Annotated in this window: 16 protein-coding genes and 1 riboswitch; of the genes, 10 read left to right on the top strand and 6 right to left on the bottom strand. The window is 71.1% G+C overall.

All coding sequences use genetic code 11. The annotated features are described in order from the left end of the window. Window positions 1-151: 151 nt before the first annotated feature. Window positions 152-388: a hypothetical protein gene (locus ACFY16_RS15555; protein ID WP_189147568.1), complete on the bottom strand. Its 237-nt coding sequence runs from the start codon at window positions 386-388 to the stop codon at window positions 152-154. 191 nt (window positions 389-579) lie between these two features. Next, window positions 580-1,146: a DUF6082 family protein gene (locus ACFY16_RS15550; protein WP_390647632.1), complete on the bottom strand. Its 567-nt coding sequence runs from the start codon at window positions 1,144-1,146 to the stop codon at window positions 580-582. Between the two features lie 319 nt (window positions 1,147-1,465). Here ACFY16_RS15550 and ACFY16_RS15545 point away from each other — a divergent pair, with 319 nt between their 5' ends. Continuing rightward, window positions 1,466-2,542, top strand: coding sequence for a CobW family GTP-binding protein (locus ACFY16_RS15545; RefSeq protein WP_390647631.1), 1,077 nt, complete (start codon window positions 1,466-1,468; stop codon window positions 2,540-2,542). Here ACFY16_RS15545 and ACFY16_RS15540 read toward each other — a convergent pair. After that, a complete protein-coding gene (locus ACFY16_RS15540; protein WP_390647630.1) occupies window positions 2,539-4,995 on the bottom strand; it encodes a DNA topoisomerase (ATP-hydrolyzing) subunit A in 2,457 nt (818 codons plus the stop codon). The two genes, ACFY16_RS15545 and ACFY16_RS15540, sit on opposite strands and share 4 nt — an antisense overlap. 275 nt (window positions 4,996-5,270) lie before the next feature. Between ACFY16_RS15540 and ACFY16_RS15535 the strand changes: the two genes are divergently transcribed. From ACFY16_RS15535 to ACFY16_RS15520, 4 genes are all read left to right on the top strand, one after another. After that, window positions 5,271-6,668, top strand: a complete 1,398-nt coding sequence (locus ACFY16_RS15535; protein ID WP_390647629.1) for a M16 family metallopeptidase — start codon at window positions 5,271-5,273, stop codon at window positions 6,666-6,668. Continuing rightward, window positions 6,665-8,068, top strand: a complete 1,404-nt coding sequence (locus ACFY16_RS15530; RefSeq protein ID WP_390647628.1) for a M16 family metallopeptidase — start codon at window positions 6,665-6,667, stop codon at window positions 8,066-8,068. The genes ACFY16_RS15535 and ACFY16_RS15530 overlap by 4 nt, the downstream gene beginning before the upstream one ends. Window positions 8,069-8,290: 222 nt before the next feature. After that, a riboswitch (cyclic di-AMP (ydaO/yuaA leader) is annotated at window positions 8,291-8,455 on the top strand. A gap of 12 nt (window positions 8,456-8,467) precedes the next feature. Further along, window positions 8,468-9,220: a M23 family metallopeptidase gene (locus ACFY16_RS15525; RefSeq protein ID WP_390647627.1), complete on the top strand. Its 753-nt coding sequence runs from the start codon at window positions 8,468-8,470 to the stop codon at window positions 9,218-9,220. Window positions 9,221-9,431: 211 nt separating this feature from the next. Next, a complete protein-coding gene (locus ACFY16_RS15520; RefSeq protein WP_390647626.1) occupies window positions 9,432-10,127 on the top strand; it encodes a GntR family transcriptional regulator in 696 nt (231 codons plus the stop codon). A 223-nt stretch (window positions 10,128-10,350) separates the two neighbouring features. Here ACFY16_RS15520 and ACFY16_RS15515 read toward each other — a convergent pair whose 3' ends face one another. After that, on the bottom strand, window positions 10,351-10,632 hold the full coding sequence (locus ACFY16_RS15515) for an HPr family phosphocarrier protein (protein ID WP_003993478.1): 282 nt from the start codon (window positions 10,630-10,632) through the stop codon (window positions 10,351-10,353). Between the two features lie 179 nt (window positions 10,633-10,811). On the opposite strand from ACFY16_RS15515, the gene ACFY16_RS15510 reads away from it, so the two are divergent. The 4 genes from ACFY16_RS15510 (at window position 10,812) to ACFY16_RS15495 (ending at window position 16,250) form a co-directional block, all read left to right on the top strand. Further along, complete coding sequence (locus ACFY16_RS15510) at window positions 10,812-13,670, top strand: GNAT family N-acetyltransferase (RefSeq protein ID WP_390647625.1); 2,859 nt, start codon at window positions 10,812-10,814, stop codon at window positions 13,668-13,670. A gap of 71 nt (window positions 13,671-13,741) precedes the next feature. Further along, on the top strand, window positions 13,742-14,338 hold the full coding sequence (locus tag ACFY16_RS15505) for a DUF5998 family protein (RefSeq protein ID WP_351146542.1): 597 nt from the start codon (window positions 13,742-13,744) through the stop codon (window positions 14,336-14,338). Continuing rightward, window positions 14,338-15,543: an alkaline phosphatase family protein gene (locus ACFY16_RS15500; RefSeq protein WP_390647624.1), complete on the top strand. Its 1,206-nt coding sequence runs from the start codon at window positions 14,338-14,340 to the stop codon at window positions 15,541-15,543. Before ACFY16_RS15505 ends, ACFY16_RS15500 begins: the two co-directional genes overlap by 1 nt. A 56-nt stretch (window positions 15,544-15,599) precedes the next feature. Continuing rightward, window positions 15,600-16,250 carry a thymidine kinase gene (locus ACFY16_RS15495; protein ID WP_390647623.1) on the top strand — a complete coding sequence of 217 codons (651 nt, stop codon included), beginning with the start codon at window positions 15,600-15,602 and terminating at the stop codon, window positions 16,248-16,250. Between the two features lie 58 nt (window positions 16,251-16,308). Here the strand turns inward: ACFY16_RS15495 and ACFY16_RS15490 are convergent, their stop codons facing one another. Beyond that, window positions 16,309-17,112 (bottom strand): VOC family protein, encoded by an 804-nt coding sequence (locus ACFY16_RS15490; RefSeq protein WP_390647622.1) that lies wholly within the window; start codon window positions 17,110-17,112, stop codon window positions 16,309-16,311. A 295-nt stretch (window positions 17,113-17,407) separates the two neighbouring features. On the opposite strand from ACFY16_RS15490, the gene ACFY16_RS15485 reads away from it, so the two are divergent. Continuing rightward, window positions 17,408-18,259, top strand: coding sequence for a sulfurtransferase (locus ACFY16_RS15485; protein ID WP_390647621.1), 852 nt, complete (start codon window positions 17,408-17,410; stop codon window positions 18,257-18,259). Between the two features lie 171 nt (window positions 18,260-18,430). On the opposite strand, the gene sepH is transcribed toward ACFY16_RS15485, so the two are convergent. After that, a complete protein-coding gene (gene sepH / locus ACFY16_RS15480; RefSeq protein ID WP_390647620.1) occupies window positions 18,431-19,465 on the bottom strand; it encodes a septation protein SepH in 1,035 nt (344 codons plus the stop codon). Window positions 19,466-19,558: the final 93 nt, after the last annotated feature.

Here is a 19,558-nt window from a genome sequence, read left to right as displayed (position 1 = left end):
CGTTCCGGCTCCAGGCCTCATCGGTGGGGGGTCGAGCAGTGACGGGGTGCCGGGCCGCTCGCCGTTCAGGTGCCGGACTCGCTCAACGGTTGCGTGCGGCCGGGGGTGGGACGGGACGGGTCTGGGGTGGACGCGTACTCGTGCGGTGACGTCAGGCGTCGGGGATGTCTGCCTTGGCGCGGATGAGGGTTTCCCGGCTCACGATGACAATGCGTTCGTAGTCGGCTCTTGCGGCGTCTGCGGGCAGTTCGCCGTCCAGCGCCTCGGTGGCCTCGGTGCCGATGACGGCGAAGTTGCCGTCACTGAGTTCGAACACATCCGGGCAGGTGGCTCCTGAGTTGCTGCCACGGGCACTCGGAGGCACACCGATGCGGCGCACGATCTTCAAGGGGTACCGGTCCTTACAAAAGGTGTGGGCACAGTTGTGGGCAGAAAGGTACGGGGTCCGAGAGGTGTTCGTGGCCACATCGGGAAGAGTTGCGGGGCGTGTCTTTGATGCCGGAGAGGTTACTGGCGGCGAACTCCGGGCGGTGGTCAGGAAACTCCGGGTGGATGGCAGGAAACTCCGCGTGAGCGATATCAGTCGGACGGGGGGTTGCCCACCACCCACCACTCGTCCGTGTCCGCTTCGTCGAGATCCATGAGGAGGCCGTCAACCATGTGCCCGATCCCGGCTTCCTCGGACGACTCGTTCAGGGATGCCCGCTGAGACGTCGACGCCTCCCAGTACTCACGGAAGAGGGGGCTCTGGAAGAACTCGCGCAGATGCCGGTACAGCTCCTCTCTGTCCAGGATCCCCGCCCGGTAGAGGTGAAAGAGATGGACGTACCACGCGTTGGCGTAGAAGAACTGACGGCGTTTCTCCGCGGGGATGCTCTTGTCGTAGGTGTCGATCACTGCGGCGAGCGAGGGGTCGTCGATCGCCCGGCCCAGCAGTTCCCACTGCATGCGCTGCTGGTGTGCCAGGGCCTTGCGCCGGATCGCCAGCTCCTCGAGTTCCAGGCGCCGCTCCTCCAGGCGCCGCTCCGCCTGGCGTGCCGCTTCCAGGCGTCGCTGACGTGCCGCCAGCGTCATCGTGGCGGTGACGAGCAGCAGGCTGAGTGCGGCGGAGCCGACCCTCCCCGCAGTGTTCTTCCGTGTGGCCATGTCAACCCCGATTCAGGCGGCCGTCCGCCGGTCGTCGGAGTGCGGGTCGACTGGTGGGGACCGGCGAGCGATGGGCGGCGCGTGCCGCCTCCAGGGTGCCGAGCGGCTCTGATCGGCGGGGGAGGCGGAGAGGAGGCGCACGGAAGGAAGCGAGGGTCGCACACTCCGGCGCCATGCCCAACGTCTGCCCCGCCGACGCTGCTAACAATCGTTCACTCAGCGGTGATTCTTCTGGCTCGTATCCTGGGGCGGCATTCATTCTTTGTACGTGCGCCGGGCCGTGAGCCGGAGTACGCGTCGGCGTGAAAGAGGTCGTACGTTGAGTCAGCCGAGCCCGAGCCCGAGCCCGCAGCAGATCCCGGTGGTCGTACTCGCCGGATTCCTCGGCTCCGGCAAGACCACGCTCCTCAACCATCTCCTCCACCGCAGCGGCGGCAGCCGGATCGGCGCCGTCGTCAACGACTTCGGAGCCATCGAGATCGACGCGATGGCCGTGGCCGGTGCGCTCGGTGACTCCACCGTCTCCCTCGGCAACGGCTGTCTGTGCTGTGCCGTCGACGTCAGTGAGCTCGACGACTACCTCGAGCGGCTGACGAACCCGTCCACCGGCATCGACGTCATCGTCATCGAGGCCAGCGGGCTCGCCGAGCCCCAGGAGCTCGTGCGCATGGTGCTCGCCAGCGAGAACCCGCGGGTCGTCTACGGCGGGCTGGTCGAGGTCGTCGACGCCGCCGAGTTCGACGACACCCGCGCGCGACACCCGGAGATCGACCGGCACCTCGGCCTCGCCGACCTCGTCGTGGTCAACAAGCTCGACCGGGCGGCGGACGGCGAGCGGGTCCTCGGCCTCGTCCGGTCCCTCACCGACCGTGCCGCGGTCGTCCCCGCCACCTACGGCCGTATCGACCCCGAGTTCCTCTTCGACTGCCGACCGAACGAGGAGCGCATCGGGCAGCTGTCCTTCGACGACCTGCACGATCATGGCAGCGCGGGTGATCACGACGGCCATCTGCACACCGCGTACGACAGCCTGTCCTTCGTCTCCGCGGTCGCCCTGGAGCCACGCCGGCTGATGGCCTTCCTCGACAGCAGGCCCGAGGGGCTCTACCGGATCAAGGGGTACGTCGACTTCGGCGCCCACGACGTCCGCAGCCGTTACGCCGTCCACGCCGTCGGACGGTTCCTCCGCTTCTGTCCGGAGCCCTGGGCCGCCGGTGAGGAACGCCTCACCCAGCTTGTGCTCATCGGCTCCGGCATCGACGCGCCCGCCCTGCGCAAGGAGCTCGAGGCCTGCGCGAACGACGCCCCGCACACCGCCGACGAGCACGGCATGTGGGGCGTCCTGCGCTACGTACGAGCCCCCGAGGAAGCCGGGGAACCCGGGGAAGCGGCCTAGACCGGTCCCGCCACCACCGCCACCGTCTTCGCCAGCGAGACGCCCGAGCCGTCGCGGCGCGGGTCGATGTCCGGGAGTTCGGCAGGGGTGCCGTTCTTCTGCGCGGCCCGTGCCGGGACGGCGCCCGCCCAGGCCAGCGACAGGCAGTCCTCGCCCTTCAGGAACCGCTGGCAGCGGACGCCGCCGGTGGCGCGACCCTTGCGCGGGTACTGGTCGAACGGGGTCATCTTGGCTGTCGTCTGGACGGAGTCGTCCAGTGTTCCGCGCGAGCCGGCCACGGTGAAGACGACCGCGTCGACGGCCGGGTCGACCGCCGTGAAGGAGATCACCTTCGCGCCCTCGGTGAGCTTGATGCCCGCCATACCGCCTGCCGCACGGCCCTGGGGGCGGACCTGGGACGCCTGGTAGCGCAGCAGCTGAGCGTCGTCCGTGATGAAGACCAGGTCCTCCTCACCGGTGCGCAACTCGACCGCACCGACGATCCGGTCGCCCTCCTTGAGGGTGACGACCTCCAACTCGTCCTTGTTGGACGGGTAGTCCGGGACGACACGCTTGACCACGCCCTGTTCGGTACCGATGGCCAGGCCCGGGGACGACTCGTCCAGCGTGGTCAGACAGACCAGCGTCTCGTCGTCCTCGAGGGAGACGAACTCCGACAGTGGGGCACCGCCCGACAGGTTCGGCGCCGACGCGGTGTCCGGGAGCTGAGGCAGGTCGACGACGTTGATCCGCAGCAAGCGGCCCGCCGAGGTGACCGCGCCGATCTCGCCGCGTGCCGTGGCCGGGACCGCCGAGACGATCACGTCGTGCTTGGTGCGCCTGGCGTCGGGCTCCTCCGGGAAGGGCTCGTCGTTCGCCGTGCGGGCCAGCAGGCCGGTCGAGGACACCAGCACGCGGCACGGGTCGTCCGCGACCTGCAGCGGCACGGCGGCGACCGGGGCACCAGCCGACTCCAGCAGCACCGTACGGCGCTCGGTGCCGAACTTCTTGGCCACGGAGGCCAGTTCCGCGGACACCAGCTTGCGCAGCTCCGCGTCCGACTCGAGGATGCGGGTCAGCTCCGCGATCTCCGCGTTGAGCCTGTCCTTCTCCGACTCCAGCTCGATCCGGTCGAACTTGGTCAGGCGGCGCAGCGGCGTGTCCAGGATGTACTGCGTCTGGATCTCCGACAGTGAGAAGCGCTCCATCAGGCGCTCCTTCGCCTGCGCGGAGTTCTCACTGGAGCGGATCAGCCGGATGACCTCGTCGATGTCGACGAGCGCCGTCAGCAGGCCCTCCACCAGGTGCAGACGGTCCTGCCGCTTGCTGCGCCGGAACTCCGAGCGGCGGCGGACGACCTCGAAGCGGTGGTCGAGGTAGACCTCCAGGAGCTCCTTCAGGCCCAGCGTGAGCGGCTGGCCGTCCACCAGGGCGACGTTGTTGATGCCGAAGGACTCCTCCATCGGCGTCAGCTTGTAGAGCTGCTCCAGGACCGCCTCCGGCACGAAGCCGTTCTTGATCTCGATGACCAGGCGCAGGCCGTGCTCGCGGTCGGTGAGGTCCTTGACGTCGGCGATGCCCTGGAGCTTCTTCGAACCGACCAGGTCCTTGATCTTGGCGATCACCTTCTCCGGGCCGACGGTGAAGGGCAACTCGGTGACGATCAGGCCCTTGCGGCGCGCGGTGACGGTCTCGACCGCGACCGTGGCGCGGATCTTGAAGGTGCCGCGGCCCGTCTCGTACGCGTCCCGGATGCCGGTGAGGCCGACGATCCGGCCGCCGGTGGGCAGGTCGGGGCCCGGGACGAACCTCATCAGGGCTTCCAGATCCGCGTTCGGATAGCGGATCAGGTGGCGGGCGGCCGCGACGACCTCGCCGAGGTTGTGCGGCGGCATGTTCGTGGCCATGCCGACCGCGATGCCCGACGAGCCGTTGACCAGGAGGTTCGGGAAGGCCGCCGGCAGGGTCGCCGGCTCCCGCTCCTGGCCGTCGTAGTTGGGGGCGAAGTCGACGGTGTCCTCGTCGATGGATTCCGTCATCAGGCTCGCGGCATCGGCCGCCCGGCACTCGGTGTAGCGCATGGCGGCCGGCGGGTCGTCGTTGCCCAGCGAGCCGAAGTTGCCGTGGCCGTCGACGAGCGGCACACGCATGGAGAAGGGCTGGGCCATGCGTACCAGGGCGTCGTAGATCGACGCGTCGCCGTGCGGGTGGAGCTTGCCCATGACCTCGCCGACGACACGGGCGCACTTCACATAGCCGCGCTCCGGGCGCAGGCCCATCTCGTTCATCTGGTACACGATGCGGCGGTGCACCGGCTTGAGGCCGTCGCGGGCGTCCGGCAGGGCGCGGGAGTAGATGACCGAGTACGCGTACTCGAGGAAGGAGCCCTGCATCTCGTCGACGACGTCGATGTCGAGGATCCGCTCCTCGTACGAGTCGTCGGGCGGCGGGGTCTTCGTGCTGCGGCGGGCCATCGCTGCCGGCTCCTTGCTGAAGCGTGAACGGGTTCTGACGCGGACCATTGTGGACCGCGCTACTGACAGTGCGGGCGCGGGCCCGGCGTCGGCCGCCCGGCCCGGTGCGGAGGGGCGCCTCCCTCCACGACTGCCCGCAGGCTACGCGATCTCGCTCTCGGCGTACGTCGTGCGGGAACTTCGCCCATGGTCCGCCTGCTTGCATACAGTGGCAGGACAGGGACGAAACGCGCGGTTCAACGACCGCGACCGCGATCGAAGGGACGTACATGCCCATGGGTCACACGGCCACAGCCGAGGCAGGCTCCGGGGGCCTGACAGCGACCGAGCACCGCCTGGCCAACGGGCTCCGCGTGGTGCTCTCCGAGGACCACCTGACCCCGGTCGCGGCGGTGTGCCTCTGGTACGACGTCGGCTCCCGCCACGAAGTCAAGGGCCGTACCGGCCTGGCTCACCTTTTCGAGCACCTGATGTTCCAGGGATCCGGCCAGGTCAAGGGCAACGGCCACTTCGAGCTGGTGCAGGGCGCCGGCGGCTCGCTCAACGGCACCACCAGCTTCGAGCGCACCAACTACTTCGAGACCATGCCCGCCCACCAGCTGGAGCTCGCCCTCTGGCTGGAGGCCGACCGCATGGGCTCCCTCCTCGCCGCCCTCGACGACGAGTCCATGGAGAACCAGCGGGACGTCGTGAAGAACGAGCGCCGCCAGCGCTACGACAACGTCCCCTACGGCACCGCGTTCGAGAAACTGACCGCCCTCGCCTACCCGGAGGGCCATCCCTACCACCACACGCCCATCGGCTCGATGGCGGACCTGGACGCGGCCACCCTGGAGGACGCGAGGGCGTTCTTCCGGACGTACTACGCGCCGAACAACGCCGTCCTGTCCGTGGTCGGCGACATCGACCCGGAGCAGACGCTCGCCTGGATCGAGAAGTACTTCGGCTCCATCTCCTCCCACGACGGCAAGCCCGCCCCGCGTGACGGTTCGCTGCCCGAGGTCATCGGCGAGCAGCTGCGCGAGGTCGTCGAGGAGGAGGTCCCGGCGCGCGCCCTGATGGCCGCCTACCGGCTGCCGCACGACGGCACGCGCGCGTGCGACGCGGCCGACCTGGCGCTGACCGTCCTCGGCGGCGGCGAGTCCTCCCGCCTCTACAACCGGCTCGTACGGCGCGACCGTACGGCGGTGGCGGCCGGCTTCGGCCTGCTGCGGCTGTCCGGGGCGCCCTCCCTGGGCTGGCTGGACGTCAAGACGTCCGGTGACGTCGAGGTGCCGGTCATCGAGGCTGCCATCGACGAGGAGCTCTCCCGGTTCGCCGAGGAGGGCCCCACGGCCGAGGAAATGGAACGCGCCCAGGCCCAGTTGGAGCGCGAGTGGCTGGACCGGCTCGGCACGGTCGCGGGCCGCGCCGACGAACTGTGCCGCTACGCGGTCCTGTTCGGCGACCCGCAGCTCGCCCTCACCGCCGTCCAGCGTGTGCTGGACGTGACGGCGGAGGAGGTCCAGGAGGTCGCCAAGGCCCGCCTGCGTCCCGACAACCGTGCGGTGCTCGTCTACGAGCCGACCGTCCCCGAGGCCCTGGACGACGCCGAGGCCGCGGAACGCACCGAAGACCCGGAGTCCGCGGCGACCGTGGAAGCCACCGACGAGACCGAGGAGGCGGCCCAGTGACCGAGCTCGCCACGATGGAGTTCCACCCCCAGCCCCGGGCGGGCGAGGCCAGGCCCTGGGCCTTCCCGGCGCCCGAGCGCGGCACGCTGGACAACGGCCTGACCGTCCTGCGCTGCAACCGGCCCGGCCAGCAGGTCGTCGCCGTCGAGGTGCTCCTCGACGCGCCCCTGGAGGCCGAACCGGCCGGTCTCGACGGCGTGGCCACGATCATGGCGCGGGCCTTCTCGGAGGGCACCGACAAGCTCTCCGCGGAGGAATTCGCCGCCGAACTGGAGCGCTGCGGCGCCACCCTCGACGCGCACGCCGACCACCCCGGCGTACGCCTGAGCCTCGAAGTTCCGGCCTCGCGCCTGGCCAAGGCGCTCGGCCTGCTCGCCGACGCCCTCAGGGCGCCCGCGTTCGCGGACAGCGAGGTCGAGCGGCTGGTCCGCAACCGGCTCGACGAGATTCCGCACGAGCTGGCCAACCCCTCCCGCCGGGCCGCCAAGGAGCTCTCCAAGGAACTGTTCCCGGCCACGTCGCGCATGTCGCGCCCGCGCCAGGGCACCGAGGAGACGGTCGTGAAGATCGACTCCGCGGCCGTACGCGCCTTCTACGAGAGGCACGTCCGCCCCGCCACGGCCACCGCCGTGATCGTCGGCGACCTCGTCGGCATCGACCTGGACGCGCTGCTCGGCGACACCCTGGGCGCCTGGACGGGCTCCTCGGCCGAGCCGCGCCCCGTGCCGCCGGTGAGCGCCGACGACACCGGCCGCGTCGTCATCGTGGACCGCCCCGGCGCCGTCCAGACGCAGCTGCTGATCGGCCGGACCGGCGCCGACCGGCACGACCGCGTGTGGCCCGCCCAGGTGCTCGGCACGTACTGCCTCGGTGGCACCCTCACCTCCCGTCTGGACCGCGTCCTGCGCGAGGAGAAGGGCTACACCTACGGTGTGCGCGCGTTCGGGCAGGTCCTCAGGTCGGCGGCCCCCTCTTCCCCCGGAGGGGCTACGGGCGCCGCGATGCTCGCCATCAGCGGCTCCGTGGACACCCCGAACACCGGTCCCGCCCTGTCGGACCTGTGGACCGTGCTGCGCACGCTCGCCGCGGAGGGCCTGACCGACGCCGAGCGGGACGTCGCCGTGCAGAACCTCGTCGGTGTGGCGCCGCTGAAGTACGAGACGGCGGCGGCCGTGGCGAGCACGCTGGCCGACCAGGTCGAGCAGCACCTGCCCGACGACTACCAGGCGACGCTGTACCAGCAGCTCGCCGCGACCGGCACGGTGGAGGCCACCGCGGCGGCCGTGAGCGCCTTCCCGGTGGACTGTCTGGTGACGATCCTCGTCGGCGACGCGGCGCAGATCAAGGAGCCCGTCGAGGCCCTCGGCATCGGTGAAGTCACCGTAGTGTCCGCCGAGTAGAAGCCGAGTAGCGGCAGAGCACAGGCACGCGCGCGTAAGGGCCCTGGTGACGATGAGTCACCAGGGCCCTTCAATGTCCGGAGAATGTCCGAATTGAGGGAGAGTTGCCTGTCTGCCCTGTGGCATGCGCTACAAAAGCCCTGATCCGTTTGAGGATTGCAAGACGGCCCCCGTACGGTCGTCCGGGCTGTTCGTCAGGCAGTGCGCCGCACCCGCGGCAGCGGACAGTCATCGCCGAGTCCCCGTACGGCGCGAGCCAGGGGAGCCGGGGACCCATCGCAGTCCCTGGGGTGAATCGGACGCCCGCGCGTGCCGCGAGGGGGTCCGTAGGAGACCTTCCTGCTCCGAACCCGTCAGCTAACCCGGTAGGCGAGAGGGAAGGAAAGGATCAGCCACTACATGGCGTTCATGTGCGCCCCCGGGAAGCACCGCCGTCCCGGCCGGATGAAGCGCACCAGCGCTCAGGCAGCCGGCATCGCGGCCCTCGCCACCACCGGCGTCGTCGGCACCCTCGCTGCCCCCGCGCTCGCCGCCGAGAACTCCGTCGAGCAGACGGGCCTCACCCCGGTCATCACCATCGGCGACTCGGTCGCCGAGCAGATCGGCGCCCAGGCCGCAGCGCAGAAGCAGGCCGCGGAGCAGAGGGCGGCCGAGGAGGCCGCCCGCAAGAAGGCCGCGGAGAAGGCCAAGGAGGAGCGCGAGGCCAAGGCGCGCGCCGCCCGCGAGGCCGAGCGCAAGCGCCTCAACACGTTCGTGGCGCCGATCTCCCACTCCTACGTGTCCACGGGCTACCTCAGCGGCGGCTCGTTCTGGTCCTCCGGCAGCCACACCGGCATCGACTTCCACGCCGCCAGCGGCACCTCCGTCCACGCGGTCGGCTACGGCACCGTCGTCGAGGCCGGCTGGGGCGGGGCGTACGGCAACCAGGTCGTCATCAAGATGAACGACGGCACGTACACGCAGTACGGTCACCTGTCGTCCATAGGCGTCTCCGTGGGCCAGAAGGTCACCATGGGCGAGCGGATCGGCCTCTCCGGTGCGACCGGCAACGTCACCGGCCCGCACCTGCACTTCGAGGCCCGTACGACCGCCGAGTACGGCTCGGACATCGACCCTGTCGCCTACCTCCGCAAGCACGGTGTCAACGTCTGACGCTCGCCCGGCGTGACGTCTGACAACGGACGGCGAGACATACCGACGCCCCGGCTCCCCGAGCCGGGGCTTTCGGCGTTTCGCAGGCCCCGCTGTCCAAAAAATATCCCTGGATTCCGGCCTCCCGTCGGAAATTGCAGCTGATTGCAATAGAGTCACTGAACGCACGTCAATCGGCGACGTTTCACGGGGATTAAGGCGGAGGTCGGTCATGCGTATTCCGGCGCACTCGGTATGCACGGCGATCCGGGACGACATCGTCGCCGGTGTCTACGAGCGCGGCAGCCGGCTCACCGAGGAACTCCTCGCACGCCGCTACGGCGTCTCGCGCGTCCCCGTCAGGGAGGCCCTGCGCACCCTGGAGGCGGAGGGGTTCGTGGTGACCCGTCGGCACGCGGGCGCGTGCGTCGCGGAACCCACCGAGCTGGAGGCCTCCGACCTGCTGGAGATGCGCATGCTCCTGGAGCCCCTCGGCGCTTCCCGAGCCGCCCAGCGCCGCACCGAGGCCCATCTGAAGGTGCTGCGCGGCCTCGTCCGGCTGGGCCAGGAGCGGGCCAGACGGGGCAACAGCGAGGATCTGCGTTCCCTGGGCGGCTGGTTCCACGAGACGCTCGCGCAGGCTTCCGGCAGCCAAGCCCTGACCGCCACGCTCACCCAGCTGCGGCACAAGATCGCCTGGATGTACGCGGTCGAGGCACCGGCCAACCCCGTGGAGTCCTGGACCGAGCACGGCGCGATCGTGGACGCGGTGGCGCGCGGCGACGGTGAGCGCGCGCGGGCGATCACGGCACTGCACACGGAGCGTTCGAGCGCCGCACACCGGCTGCGTTTCTCCGGGGGAGGAGTGCGACCCGACCGCGTGAGGACTTCGCAACACCCCGTAAACATGACGGGTCTGCGGCATTAACACAGGGGCCGTATACAAAGAAGGGCAATTCCAGGGGGACTATTTATGCTGCCCATGAACAGGAAATGCGAAGGGCTCGCCCGGCAATTCGGGCGAGCCCTTCGGAGTTGCGGGAGGAAGTCTTTAAAGCGACAAGCACCGCAAACCATCAATTGAGGAACCCCGACGGCACACAACCAGCTCCGCGAAAGCGGCGCCGGCTCAGGCGCGAAGGGGGTCGTGCTCAGACGGTCTCGGGAAGCTCCTCGAGCCCCTCGGAGACCAGCTTCGCCAGACGGTCGAGCGCGGCGTCCGCACCCTCGGCGTCGGAGGCGAGGACGATCTCCTCGCCACCCTGGGCGCCCAGGCCGAGGACGGCCAGCATGGAGGCCGCGTTGACGGGGTTGCCGTCGGCCTTGGCGATCGTGACCGGGACGCCTGCGGCCGTGGCGGCTCGGACGAAGATGGAGGCGGGACGGGCGTGGAGGCCCTCGGCCCAGCCGACGTTGACGCGGCGCTCAGCCATGTGATGCTGCCCTTCAGTGTCTCAGGGTTGTCTAGACCAGTGTTCCACATCGGAATGCGTGCCCGGAGCGGTCCTGTGTCCCGTTCCGGAAGTGGCGTCGGATCGCGGCCTCGACCCGACTTCCGTCCTCCACAGACTGCCTCGCGCCGTTGTCGTACGCGAGCCGTACTCTGGGGCCCATGCAGACCTCGGCGGACCGGCACGACCGGCACGAGTACCCCGCCCACTGGGAGGCGGACGTGGTGCTGCGCGACGGCGGCACCGCGCGCATCCGGCCCATCACCGTTGATGACGCCGACCGTCTGGTCAGCTTCTACGAACAGGTCTCGGACGAGTCGAAGTACTACCGCTTCTTCGCGCCCTACCCGCGCCTGTCCGCCAAGGACGTCCACCGCTTCACGCACCACGACTTTGTGGACAGGGTGGGACTCGCGGCCACGGTCGGCGGCGAGTTCATCGCCACCGTACGCTATGACCGCATCGGCACCGATGGCATGCCCGCCTCCGCGCCCGCCGACGAGGCGGAGGTCGCCTTCCTGGTGCAGGACGCCCACCAGGGTCGCGGTGTCGCCTCCGCCCTCCTGGAGCACATCGCCGCTGTGGCCAGGGAGCGCGGCGTCAGCCGCTTCGCCGCCGAGGTACTGCCTGCCAACTCCAAGATGATCAAGGTGTTCACGGACGCCGGCTACACCCAGAAGCGCAGCTTCGAGGACGGCGTCGTGCGCCTGGAGTTCGACCTCGAACCCACTGAACGCTCGCTGGCCGTGCAGCGCGCGCGGGAGCAGCGCGCCGAGGCGCGGTCGGTACGGCGGCTGCTCGCCCCGGGGTCCGTGGCGGTCGTCGGCGTCGGCCGCGCCCCGGGAGGCGTCGGCCGCAGCGTCCTCGGCAACATCCGGCAGGCCGGGTTCACCGGAAACCTGTACGCCGTGAACACGGCCCTCCCCGAGGGGCAGAAGGAGCTCGACGGCGTGCCCGCGCACCGCTCGGTGCGGGACATCGAGGGGCCTGTCGACGTGGCGGTCGTCGCCGTGCCGACCGAGCGCGTGCCCGACGTGGTCACCGAGTGCGGCGAGCACGGTGTGCAGGGACTCGTCGTGGTCTCCGCCGGGTACGCCGAGAGTGGTCCCGAGGGGCGCGAGCGCCAACGCGAACTCGTACGCCACGCGCGCGTGTACGGGATGCGCATCATCGGCCCGAACGCCTTCGGGATCATCAACACCTCCCCGGACGTGCGGCTGAACGCCTCCCTGGCCCCGGAGATGCCGAGGCCCGGGCGGATCGGTCTGTTCGCGCAGTCCGGCGCCATCGGCATCGCCCTGCTGTCCCGGCTGCACCGGCGCGGCGGAGGGGTCACCGGGGTCACCGGGGTGTCCACGTTCGTCTCGTCCGGCAACCGGGCGGACGTCTCCGGCAACGACGTCCTTCAGTACTGGTACGACGACCCGGACACCGACGTCGTACTCATGTACCTGGAATCCATCGGCAACCCGCGCAAGTTCACCCGCCTCGCCCGGCGGACGGCGGCGGCGAAGCCGCTGGTCGTGGTGCAGGGTGCGGGTTCTGCTCCGCAGGGGCACGCCGTACGGGCGACGCGGCTGCCGCACGCGACGGTGTCCGCGCTGCTGCGGCAGGCCGGGGTCATCCGCGTCGACACGATCACCGAGCTGGTGGACGCGGGGCTGCTGCTCGCGCGCCAGCCGCTGCCGGCCGGGCCGCGAGTGGCGATCCTCGGGAACTCCGAGTCGCTGGGCGTGCTCACGTACGACGCGTGCCTCTCCGAGGGTTTGCGGCCATGGCCGCCGGTGGATCTGACCACGGGGGCCACGGCGGACGACTTCCGGCGGGCGCTGTCACGGGCGTTGGCGGACGAGACGTGCGACGCGGTCGTGGTGACCGCGATACCGGCGATCGGGGAGACGTCGGTCGGGGACGCGGTGTTGGCGGAGGCGTTGCGGTCGGCCGCCGAGCAGGTCCCGGGGAAGCCGGTGCTCGTCGTGCACGTGGAGCTCGGGGGACTTGCGGAGGCGCTGTCGGCTGCGGCGAGTACCGCACCACAGGCGGGTTCGGACGCACCGGGCGCGGAAGGCGGTGCCCACTCGTTCTTCCGCCCTGCGGAACGACCGCCCGGCGCGGAACCGGAACAGGCGGCCGCCGCCGAGCCCTCCGAAACCGACTCCCGCCTCATCCCCGCCTACCCCGCCGCCGAGCGCGCCGTCCGCGCTCTCGCCGAAGCCGTCAAGTACGCACAGTGGCGGCGCGAGGCCGCCGACCCCGGGAAGGTGCCGGAGCACGAGGACATCGACGAGAAGGGGGCCGCCGAGCTGATCGGCGGACTGCTCGCGCGGGGGCAGGGGCTCACACTCGGGCCGGAGGAGACGGGCGAGCTGCTGGGCCGGTACGGGATCGCCGTACGCAGGGCCGTGCCCGCGCCCACCCCCGACGCCGGTGTCGCAGCCGCCCGCACCCTCGGCTACCCCGTGGCCCTCAAAGCCACCGCCCCGCACCTGCGGCACCGTGCCGACCTCGGTGGCGTACGCCTCGACCTGGCGGACGAGGAGCAACTGCGGCGGGCGTACGCCGAATTGACCGAGCTGTTCGGGAAACCGGAGGAGCTGCGGCCGGTGGTTCAGGCGATGGCGCCGCGCGGGGTCGACACGGTCGTACGCGCGGTCATCGATCCGGCGGCCGGGGCCGTACTGTCGTTCGGGCTCGCCGGAGCCGCCTCCCAGCTGCTCGGCGACATGGCGCACCGGCTGGTGCCGGTCACCGACCGCGACGCGACCTCGCTGATCCGGTCGATCCGGACGGCGCCGCTCCTGTTCGGTTGGCGGGGCTCGACGCCGGTCGACACACCTGCGCTGGAGGAACTGCTGCTGCGCGTGTCCCGGCTGGTCGACGACCACCCCGAGGTCGTCGCGGTCACCCTGGAGCCGGTCGTCGTCGCCCCGCGGGGAGTGAGCGTCCTCGGAGCCACCGTGCGCCTGGCACCGCCCCCCGCCCGCGACGATCTCGGCCCACGGACGCTCCCCGCGTACTGAGCGGAACCTTCCCGTGCACGGAACCTTCCCGTGCGCTGAGCGGTGCCTCGCAGTCAGTGCGCCCCCGTAGGATGGACGTCATGGCCAAGACCAGTACGACGACCCAGGGGCTGCGAGCGGCGATCGAGCGCAGCGGCTACTACCCGGCCCTCGTGGCCGAGGCGGTGGAGGCCGCTGTGGGCGGCGAGCCCATCCGGTCGTACCTGGTCCACCAGGAGACCACATTCGACCAGAACGAGGTGCGGCGGCACGTGACCGTGCTGGTCCTCACCGGCAATCGCTTCATCGTGAGTCACACCGATGAGCAGGCCGCGGACACCACCTCCCCGACGCCGTACGCCACGACGTCCACGGAGTCCGTGAAGCTCGGCCGGATCTCGTCCGTCGTGGTCAGCCGTGTGGTCGCCAACCCGGAGTCCTACACCCCGGGCACGCTGCCGCGCGAGATCGTGCTGACCATCGGCTGGGGCGCCGTCTCCCGCATCGACCTGGAGCCCGCCGCCTGCGGTGACCCCAACTGCGACGCCGACCACGGCTACACGGGCAACTCGACCGCGGACGACCTCAGCCTGCGCGTCAGCGAGGCCGGCGACGGCCCGGAGACGGTCCGCCAGGCCCTTGCCTTCGCGCAGGCCATCTCCGAGGCGACAGCGGACGTCACCCGCTGATGTCCCACCTGTCCTCTGCTGATTCCGTCGCCTGGGACCAGCCCGAACCGCTTCCCGTCGGCTCTGCCCCCGTCCCCGAGTACGGCTCCGGCTCGCTCGCCGACCTGTTGCCCACGCTCGCCATGGGCATGGGCGTTCCGGGGATGCCGTCGGCCATCCCCGAGCTGACCGCCGCCGACCGCAACTGTGTTTTCCTGATCGACGGCCTGGGCTGGGAGCAGCTGACGGCTCACCCGGACGAGGCCCCCTTCATGGCCTCGCTCCTCGCGAGCTCCCGCGGCGGCACGGGGCGCCCGATCACCGCCGGCTACCCGGCGACCACCGCGACCTCCCTCGCCTCCGTCGGTACCGGCCTCCCGCCGGGCGCCCACGGCCTGCCCGGCTACACGGTCCGCAACCCGGCCACCGGCGAGCTGATGAACCAGCTCCGCTGGAAGCCGTGGACCGACCCGCGCCCCTGGCAGCCGTACCCCACTGTCTTCCAGCTGGCCCAGGACGCGGGCGTGCACGCCGCCCAGGTCTCGTCGCCCACCTTCGCGAACACCCCGCTGACCAAGGTCGCGCTCAGCGGCGGAACGTTCCACGGGAAGCTGACCGGCGAGGAGCGCATGGACCGCGCGGCCGAGCAACTGGCCGCGGGCGACCGCTCCCTTGTCTACACGTATTACGCCGAACTCGACGGCGCGGGCCATCGCTACGGCGTCGCCTCGGACACCTGGCGTGGCCAGCTGATGTACGTCGACCGCCTGGTCGAGCGCCTGGCCGAGCAGCTGCCCCCGCGCAGCGCGCTCTATGTCACCGCCGACCACGGCATGATCGACGTGCCCTTCGACGAGCAGCACCGTATCGACTTCGACGAGGACTGGGAGCTGCGTGCCGGGGTCGCCCTGCTCGGCGGCGAGGGCCGCGCCCGCCACGTCTACGCGGTGCCGGGTGCCGAGAACGACGTACTGACCTGCTGGCGCGAGGTGCTCGGCGAACAGTTCTGGGTGGCCTCGCGGGACGAGGCGATCGCGGCGGGCTGGTTCGGCCCGCACATCGACGAACGCGTGTACGCACGCATCGGCGACGTGGTCGCGGCCGCGCACGACGATGTCCTGATCATCGCCTCGGAGCGGGAGCCGAAGGAGTCGGCGATGGTCGGCAACCATGGATCGATGACCCCCGCCGAGCAGCTCGTACCCCTGCTCGAAGTACGCTCCTGAAGCTCCCCGCCCTGCCACCGCCTGTTCTCTTTTCGCCGAAAGGTGCTCAACTCCCCATGCCCGAGCTGGTGTTCTTCTCCGGAACGATGGACTGCGGGAAGTCGACGCTGGCTCTCCAGATGGAGCACAACCGCTCCACGCGCGGGCTGGTCGGCATGATCTTCACGCGTGACGACCGCGCGGGCGAGGGCAAGCTGTCCTCCCGCCTCGGCCTGGTCACGGACGCGGTGGAGGTCGAGGACGGACAGGATCTGTACGCGTTCCTCGTCGAGCACCTCTCGCAGGGTGGACGCGCGGACTACGTGATCGCGGACGAGGCGCAGTTCCTGGCGCCGGAGCAGATCGACCAACTCGCGCGGGTGGTGGACGACCTGGGTGTCGATGTCTACGCCTTCGGTATCACGACCGACTTCCGCTCGAAGCTGTTCCCCGGCTCCCAGCGGCTGGTGGAGCTGGCCGACCGGGTCGAGGTGCTCCAGGTCGAGGCCCTGTGCTGGTGCGGCGCCCGCGCCACGCACAACGCGCGCACGATAGGCGGTGAAATGGTCGTCGAGGGTGCCCAGGTGGTCGTGGGCGACGTCAATCACTCCGCGGACGAGATCGGCTACGAGGTGCTGTGCCGCCGTCACCACCGCCGCCGTATGACGGCGGCCACGGCGCACGCGGCGGCGCTGTCGCCGGACGTCCTCCCGGTGTCGACCTCCTGAACCGGAGCTCCTGAAGAGGGCCACGTGAATCGGGCCTCCTGAACGGGGTTCCCGAGGGTCAGCGCGGGCTCTGGATCAGTGAGAACCGGGCCCCCTCCGGATCCGCCACCGAGGCCACGCGCCCGTGGGCGCTGTCCCGGGCCGGCGTGAGCACCTGACCACCCAGCTCGACGAGCCGGGCCAGCGCCTCGTCCGTGTCGGCCACCTCGAAGTACGTCATCCAGTGCGGGCCCCTGTCGCGCGGCAGAGCGTTGCCCACGCCGTGGATCCCGGCGACCGGGCGGCCCCCGACGTGCAACGTCACGTGGTCGAAGCCGGGGGAGACCATCGGCTTCTCCTCGTAGCCGAACACCGTTTTGTAGAACTTGGCGACGCTCGCCGACTCGAAGGTCAGCAGCTCGTTCCAGGCGGGCGTGCCGGGTACGCCGGTGAGGCCGGTGCCCAGGTGTGCCGTCGCCTGCCAGACGCCGAAGACGGCGCCCGACGGGTCCGAGCAGATCGCCAGCCGCCCGGCCTCGGCCGCGTCGAGCGGGCCGACCCCGAGGGTGCCGCCGCACAGGCGTACCGTTTCAGCGGTCTGGTCCACGTCGTCCGAGGCCAGGTAGGGGGTCCAGGCGATCGGGAGGTGGCGGTCCGGCGGCAGCCGGCCGATGCCCGCCACCTCGCGGCCGTCCAGCAGGGCCCGCACGTAGGGGCCGAGCTGCTGGGGCCCGGGCTGGAACTCCCAGCCGAACAGCTGTCCGTAGAAGTCCTGAGTCGCGGCCAGTCCGTGCACCATCAGACTCACCCAGCAGGGCGTGCCGGGCGAGTACCGAGCGTGCGTTTCGCCGTTCGGGCCGGCCGACCCCCGTGCCTCGGTCATCGTCACTCTCTTCTCGGCCCCTCGCGGTGGCCGCGTCGCTTCCGCTCTCCGGACCCCGTGCAGATGCTCGCACCGCCCGTGGTACCGCGCTCACCGGGCGCACCATCGCGCGCGGGCCGTGACCGGAGAATGCCCGCGGTGCGGTTTCTCGCCCGTTTCCGCGCGATTGCCCATGGGGGTCGATCAGTTGTACAGCATGTGCTCGATCCCGTACGCCTCGTGATCGAGCCTGCCCGGCCGAGCAGAGTAGCCGGACATGGACGATGCGGCCACCCCGTGCGCAAGGATGGTGACCATGAACGCCATCATTTCCGCATCCGAACTCGTGAGCGAGCTGGCGGGGGAGCACCCGCCGGTGGTGCTCGACGTCCGCTGGCAGCTCAGCATGGCCAAGGCCGCCGGCCAGCCGGCCTTCGACGGCCGGGCCGAGTACGGGGCCGGTCACGTTCCCGGTGCCGTCTTCGTCGACCTCGACAGGGAACTCGCCTCCGCGCCCGGTGCGGCCGGCCGGCATCCGCTGCCCGACGTGGCCGCCTTCGGCGCCGCGATGCGCCGGGCGGGCGTGTCGGCCGCGGTCCCGGTCGTTGTGTACGACGGCGGGCAGGGGTGGGCGGCGGCCCGCGCCTGGTGGCTGTTGCGCTGGACGGGTCACCCGGACGTGCGGGTCCTCGACGGTGGGTTGCCGGCCTGGGAAGGGGTCCTGTCGGTGGACGTGCCCTCACCTGCCGAGGGCGACTTCGAGCCGGTGCCGGGGAGTGTGGGGCTCCTCGACGCGGACGGGGCCGCGGCGCTGGCGCGGTCGGGGGTGCTGTTCGACGCGCGCGCGGGGGAGCGGTACCGGGGCGATGTGGAGCCGATCGACCCGGTGGGCGGCCACATTCCGGGCGCGGTGTCGGCGCCCACGACGGAGAACGTGGGGGTGGACGGGCGGTTCCTGCCCGCCGAGGAGCTGAACGCGCGCTTCAAGGCTCTGGGTGCCGCCGGTGACGCCGAAGTGGGCGTGTACTGCGGCTCGGGCGTGTCGGCCGCCCATGAGGTGCTGGCGCTGGCGGTCGCGGGGATTCCGGCGGCGTTGTACGTGGGTTCGTGGTCGGAGTGGTCGTCCGATCCGCAGCGGCCCGTCGCCGTGGGTCCCGAGCCGCAGTAGCCGGACGGCCGGCGCTCGGGGGCGGGCCCTGGCAGTGCGGCTGACCGTGACTCGGCCGCACGCCGACGGCGCCCCCGGCCAGTCGGCTGCCCGCGGCCCCGCACGCCGACGGCGCCGGTACGGCAGGGCCCGCGCCCTCAGGGGCGCGGGCCCTCACTCGTACGGCGGGGACTACTCCTGCTTCTTGCGTCGCGTACCGAACACGATCTCGTCCCAGCTCGGGACCGCGGCCCGGCGGCCGGGGCGCACGCCGTCGGCCTCGGCCTGGCGGTCGGTCGCGCCGACGAGCCGGTCGCGGTGGCTGCCGACGGAGCGGGGCATGAGGACGTCCGCGTAGGCAGAACCGGCGGAGGCGGCGGGGGCCGGGGGTTCCTCGGCCTCCGGTTCCTCCGCGGGCTCCTCCACGGGTGGCTCCGCCGGGCGTTCCGGGACCACCAGGTCGCCCCGGAAGCTCGGTACCGCCTCCAGCAGGCTGGTCAGCGAGTCCCGTTCGCCCGTGCTCTCCTCGGCCGGCTCGGACGCCTGCGCAGGCAGGCTCGGCCGCTCCCGGTCGAGGGAACGGTCCAGCGGGCGGTCGCGCGGCAGCCGTGCGATACGCGGCACGAACGGGAAGCTGGGCTCGGGCACGGCGAGGTCGTCGGACTCGCCGATCAGTGAGCGCGCCTCCGCGTCGACGGCCTGTACGAGCCGCCGGGGCGGGTCGTACGTCCAGCTCGCCGAGTGGGGTTCGCCCGCGACCAGGTAGACGAGCAGAACCTCCCAGGTGCCGTCGTCGCGGCGCCAGGAGTCCCACTGGACGGTGTCCTTCTCGGCGCCGCGCAGCAGCAGTCGCTCCTGGACGGCCTCGCCGAGCTGCGGCCCGGCGTTCTCACCGGGCCGACGGACCGGAGTCTTCCGCGCCCGCTCGGCCATGAAGGCGCGTTCGGCCAGCACGGGGCCCTCGAAGCGGCGTACGCGATCGACGGGGATGCCGGCCATCTGGGCGACTTCTTCCGCGGTCGCGCCTGCGCGTATCCGCGCCTGGATGTCGCGGGGGCGGAGATGGCTCTCCACCTCGATCTCGATCTGGCCGAGGCGGGGACGATCGCCGCGGACGGCGGCGCGGAGACGTTCGTCGATCGGAAGCGTGTACTCCGTGCTGTCCGCAGCCTTCAGCACCAGCCGTGTGCCGTCATTCGAGACGGCCACGACACGCAGTTCGGGCATGGGGACCTCCCGGGTGGTGCCTGCCGACGTCACGTGCGTCGCTGCTTCCGCTAGTCGAGTGTGGCCTGCCCGGGTGCAGCCTGCCACAACCTT

This window comes from Streptomyces sp. NPDC001315 (assembly GCF_042896175.1).
Taxonomy (GTDB): Bacteria; Actinomycetota; Actinomycetes; order Streptomycetales; family Streptomycetaceae; genus Streptomyces.
This window is presented reverse-complemented; position numbering and strand designations above follow the sequence as displayed.

Bases quoted from the DNA above. Each gene is read 5' to 3' on its own strand.
- ACFY16_RS15550 (WP_390647632.1), bottom strand. From the start codon at position 1,146: ATGGCCACACGGAAGAACACTGCGGGGAGGGTCGGCTCCGCCGCACTC.
- ACFY16_RS15540 (WP_390647630.1), bottom strand. From the start codon at position 4,995: ATGGCCCGCCGCAGCACGAAGACCCCGCCGCCCGACGACTCGTACGAG.
- ACFY16_RS15535 (WP_390647629.1), top strand. From the start codon at position 5,271: ATGGGTCACACGGCCACAGCCGAGGCAGGCTCCGGGGGCCTGACAGCG.
- ACFY16_RS15525 (WP_390647627.1), top strand. From the start codon at position 8,468: ATGGCGTTCATGTGCGCCCCCGGGAAGCACCGCCGTCCCGGCCGGATG.
- ACFY16_RS15520 (WP_390647626.1), top strand. From the start codon at position 9,432: ATGCGTATTCCGGCGCACTCGGTATGCACGGCGATCCGGGACGACATC.
- ACFY16_RS15515 (WP_003993478.1), bottom strand. From the start codon at position 10,632: ATGGCTGAGCGCCGCGTCAACGTCGGCTGGGCCGAGGGCCTCCACGCC.
- ACFY16_RS15510 (WP_390647625.1), top strand. From the start codon at position 10,812: ATGCAGACCTCGGCGGACCGGCACGACCGGCACGAGTACCCCGCCCAC.
- ACFY16_RS15505 (WP_351146542.1), top strand. From the start codon at position 13,742: ATGGACGTCATGGCCAAGACCAGTACGACGACCCAGGGGCTGCGAGCG.
- ACFY16_RS15500 (WP_390647624.1), top strand. From the start codon at position 14,338: ATGTCCCACCTGTCCTCTGCTGATTCCGTCGCCTGGGACCAGCCCGAA.
- ACFY16_RS15495 (WP_390647623.1), top strand. From the start codon at position 15,600: ATGCCCGAGCTGGTGTTCTTCTCCGGAACGATGGACTGCGGGAAGTCG.
- ACFY16_RS15490 (WP_390647622.1), bottom strand. From the start codon at position 17,112: ATGACCGAGGCACGGGGGTCGGCCGGCCCGAACGGCGAAACGCACGCT.
- ACFY16_RS15485 (WP_390647621.1), top strand. From the start codon at position 17,408: ATGAACGCCATCATTTCCGCATCCGAACTCGTGAGCGAGCTGGCGGGG.
- sepH (WP_390647620.1), bottom strand. From the start codon at position 19,465: ATGCCCGAACTGCGTGTCGTGGCCGTCTCGAATGACGGCACACGGCTG.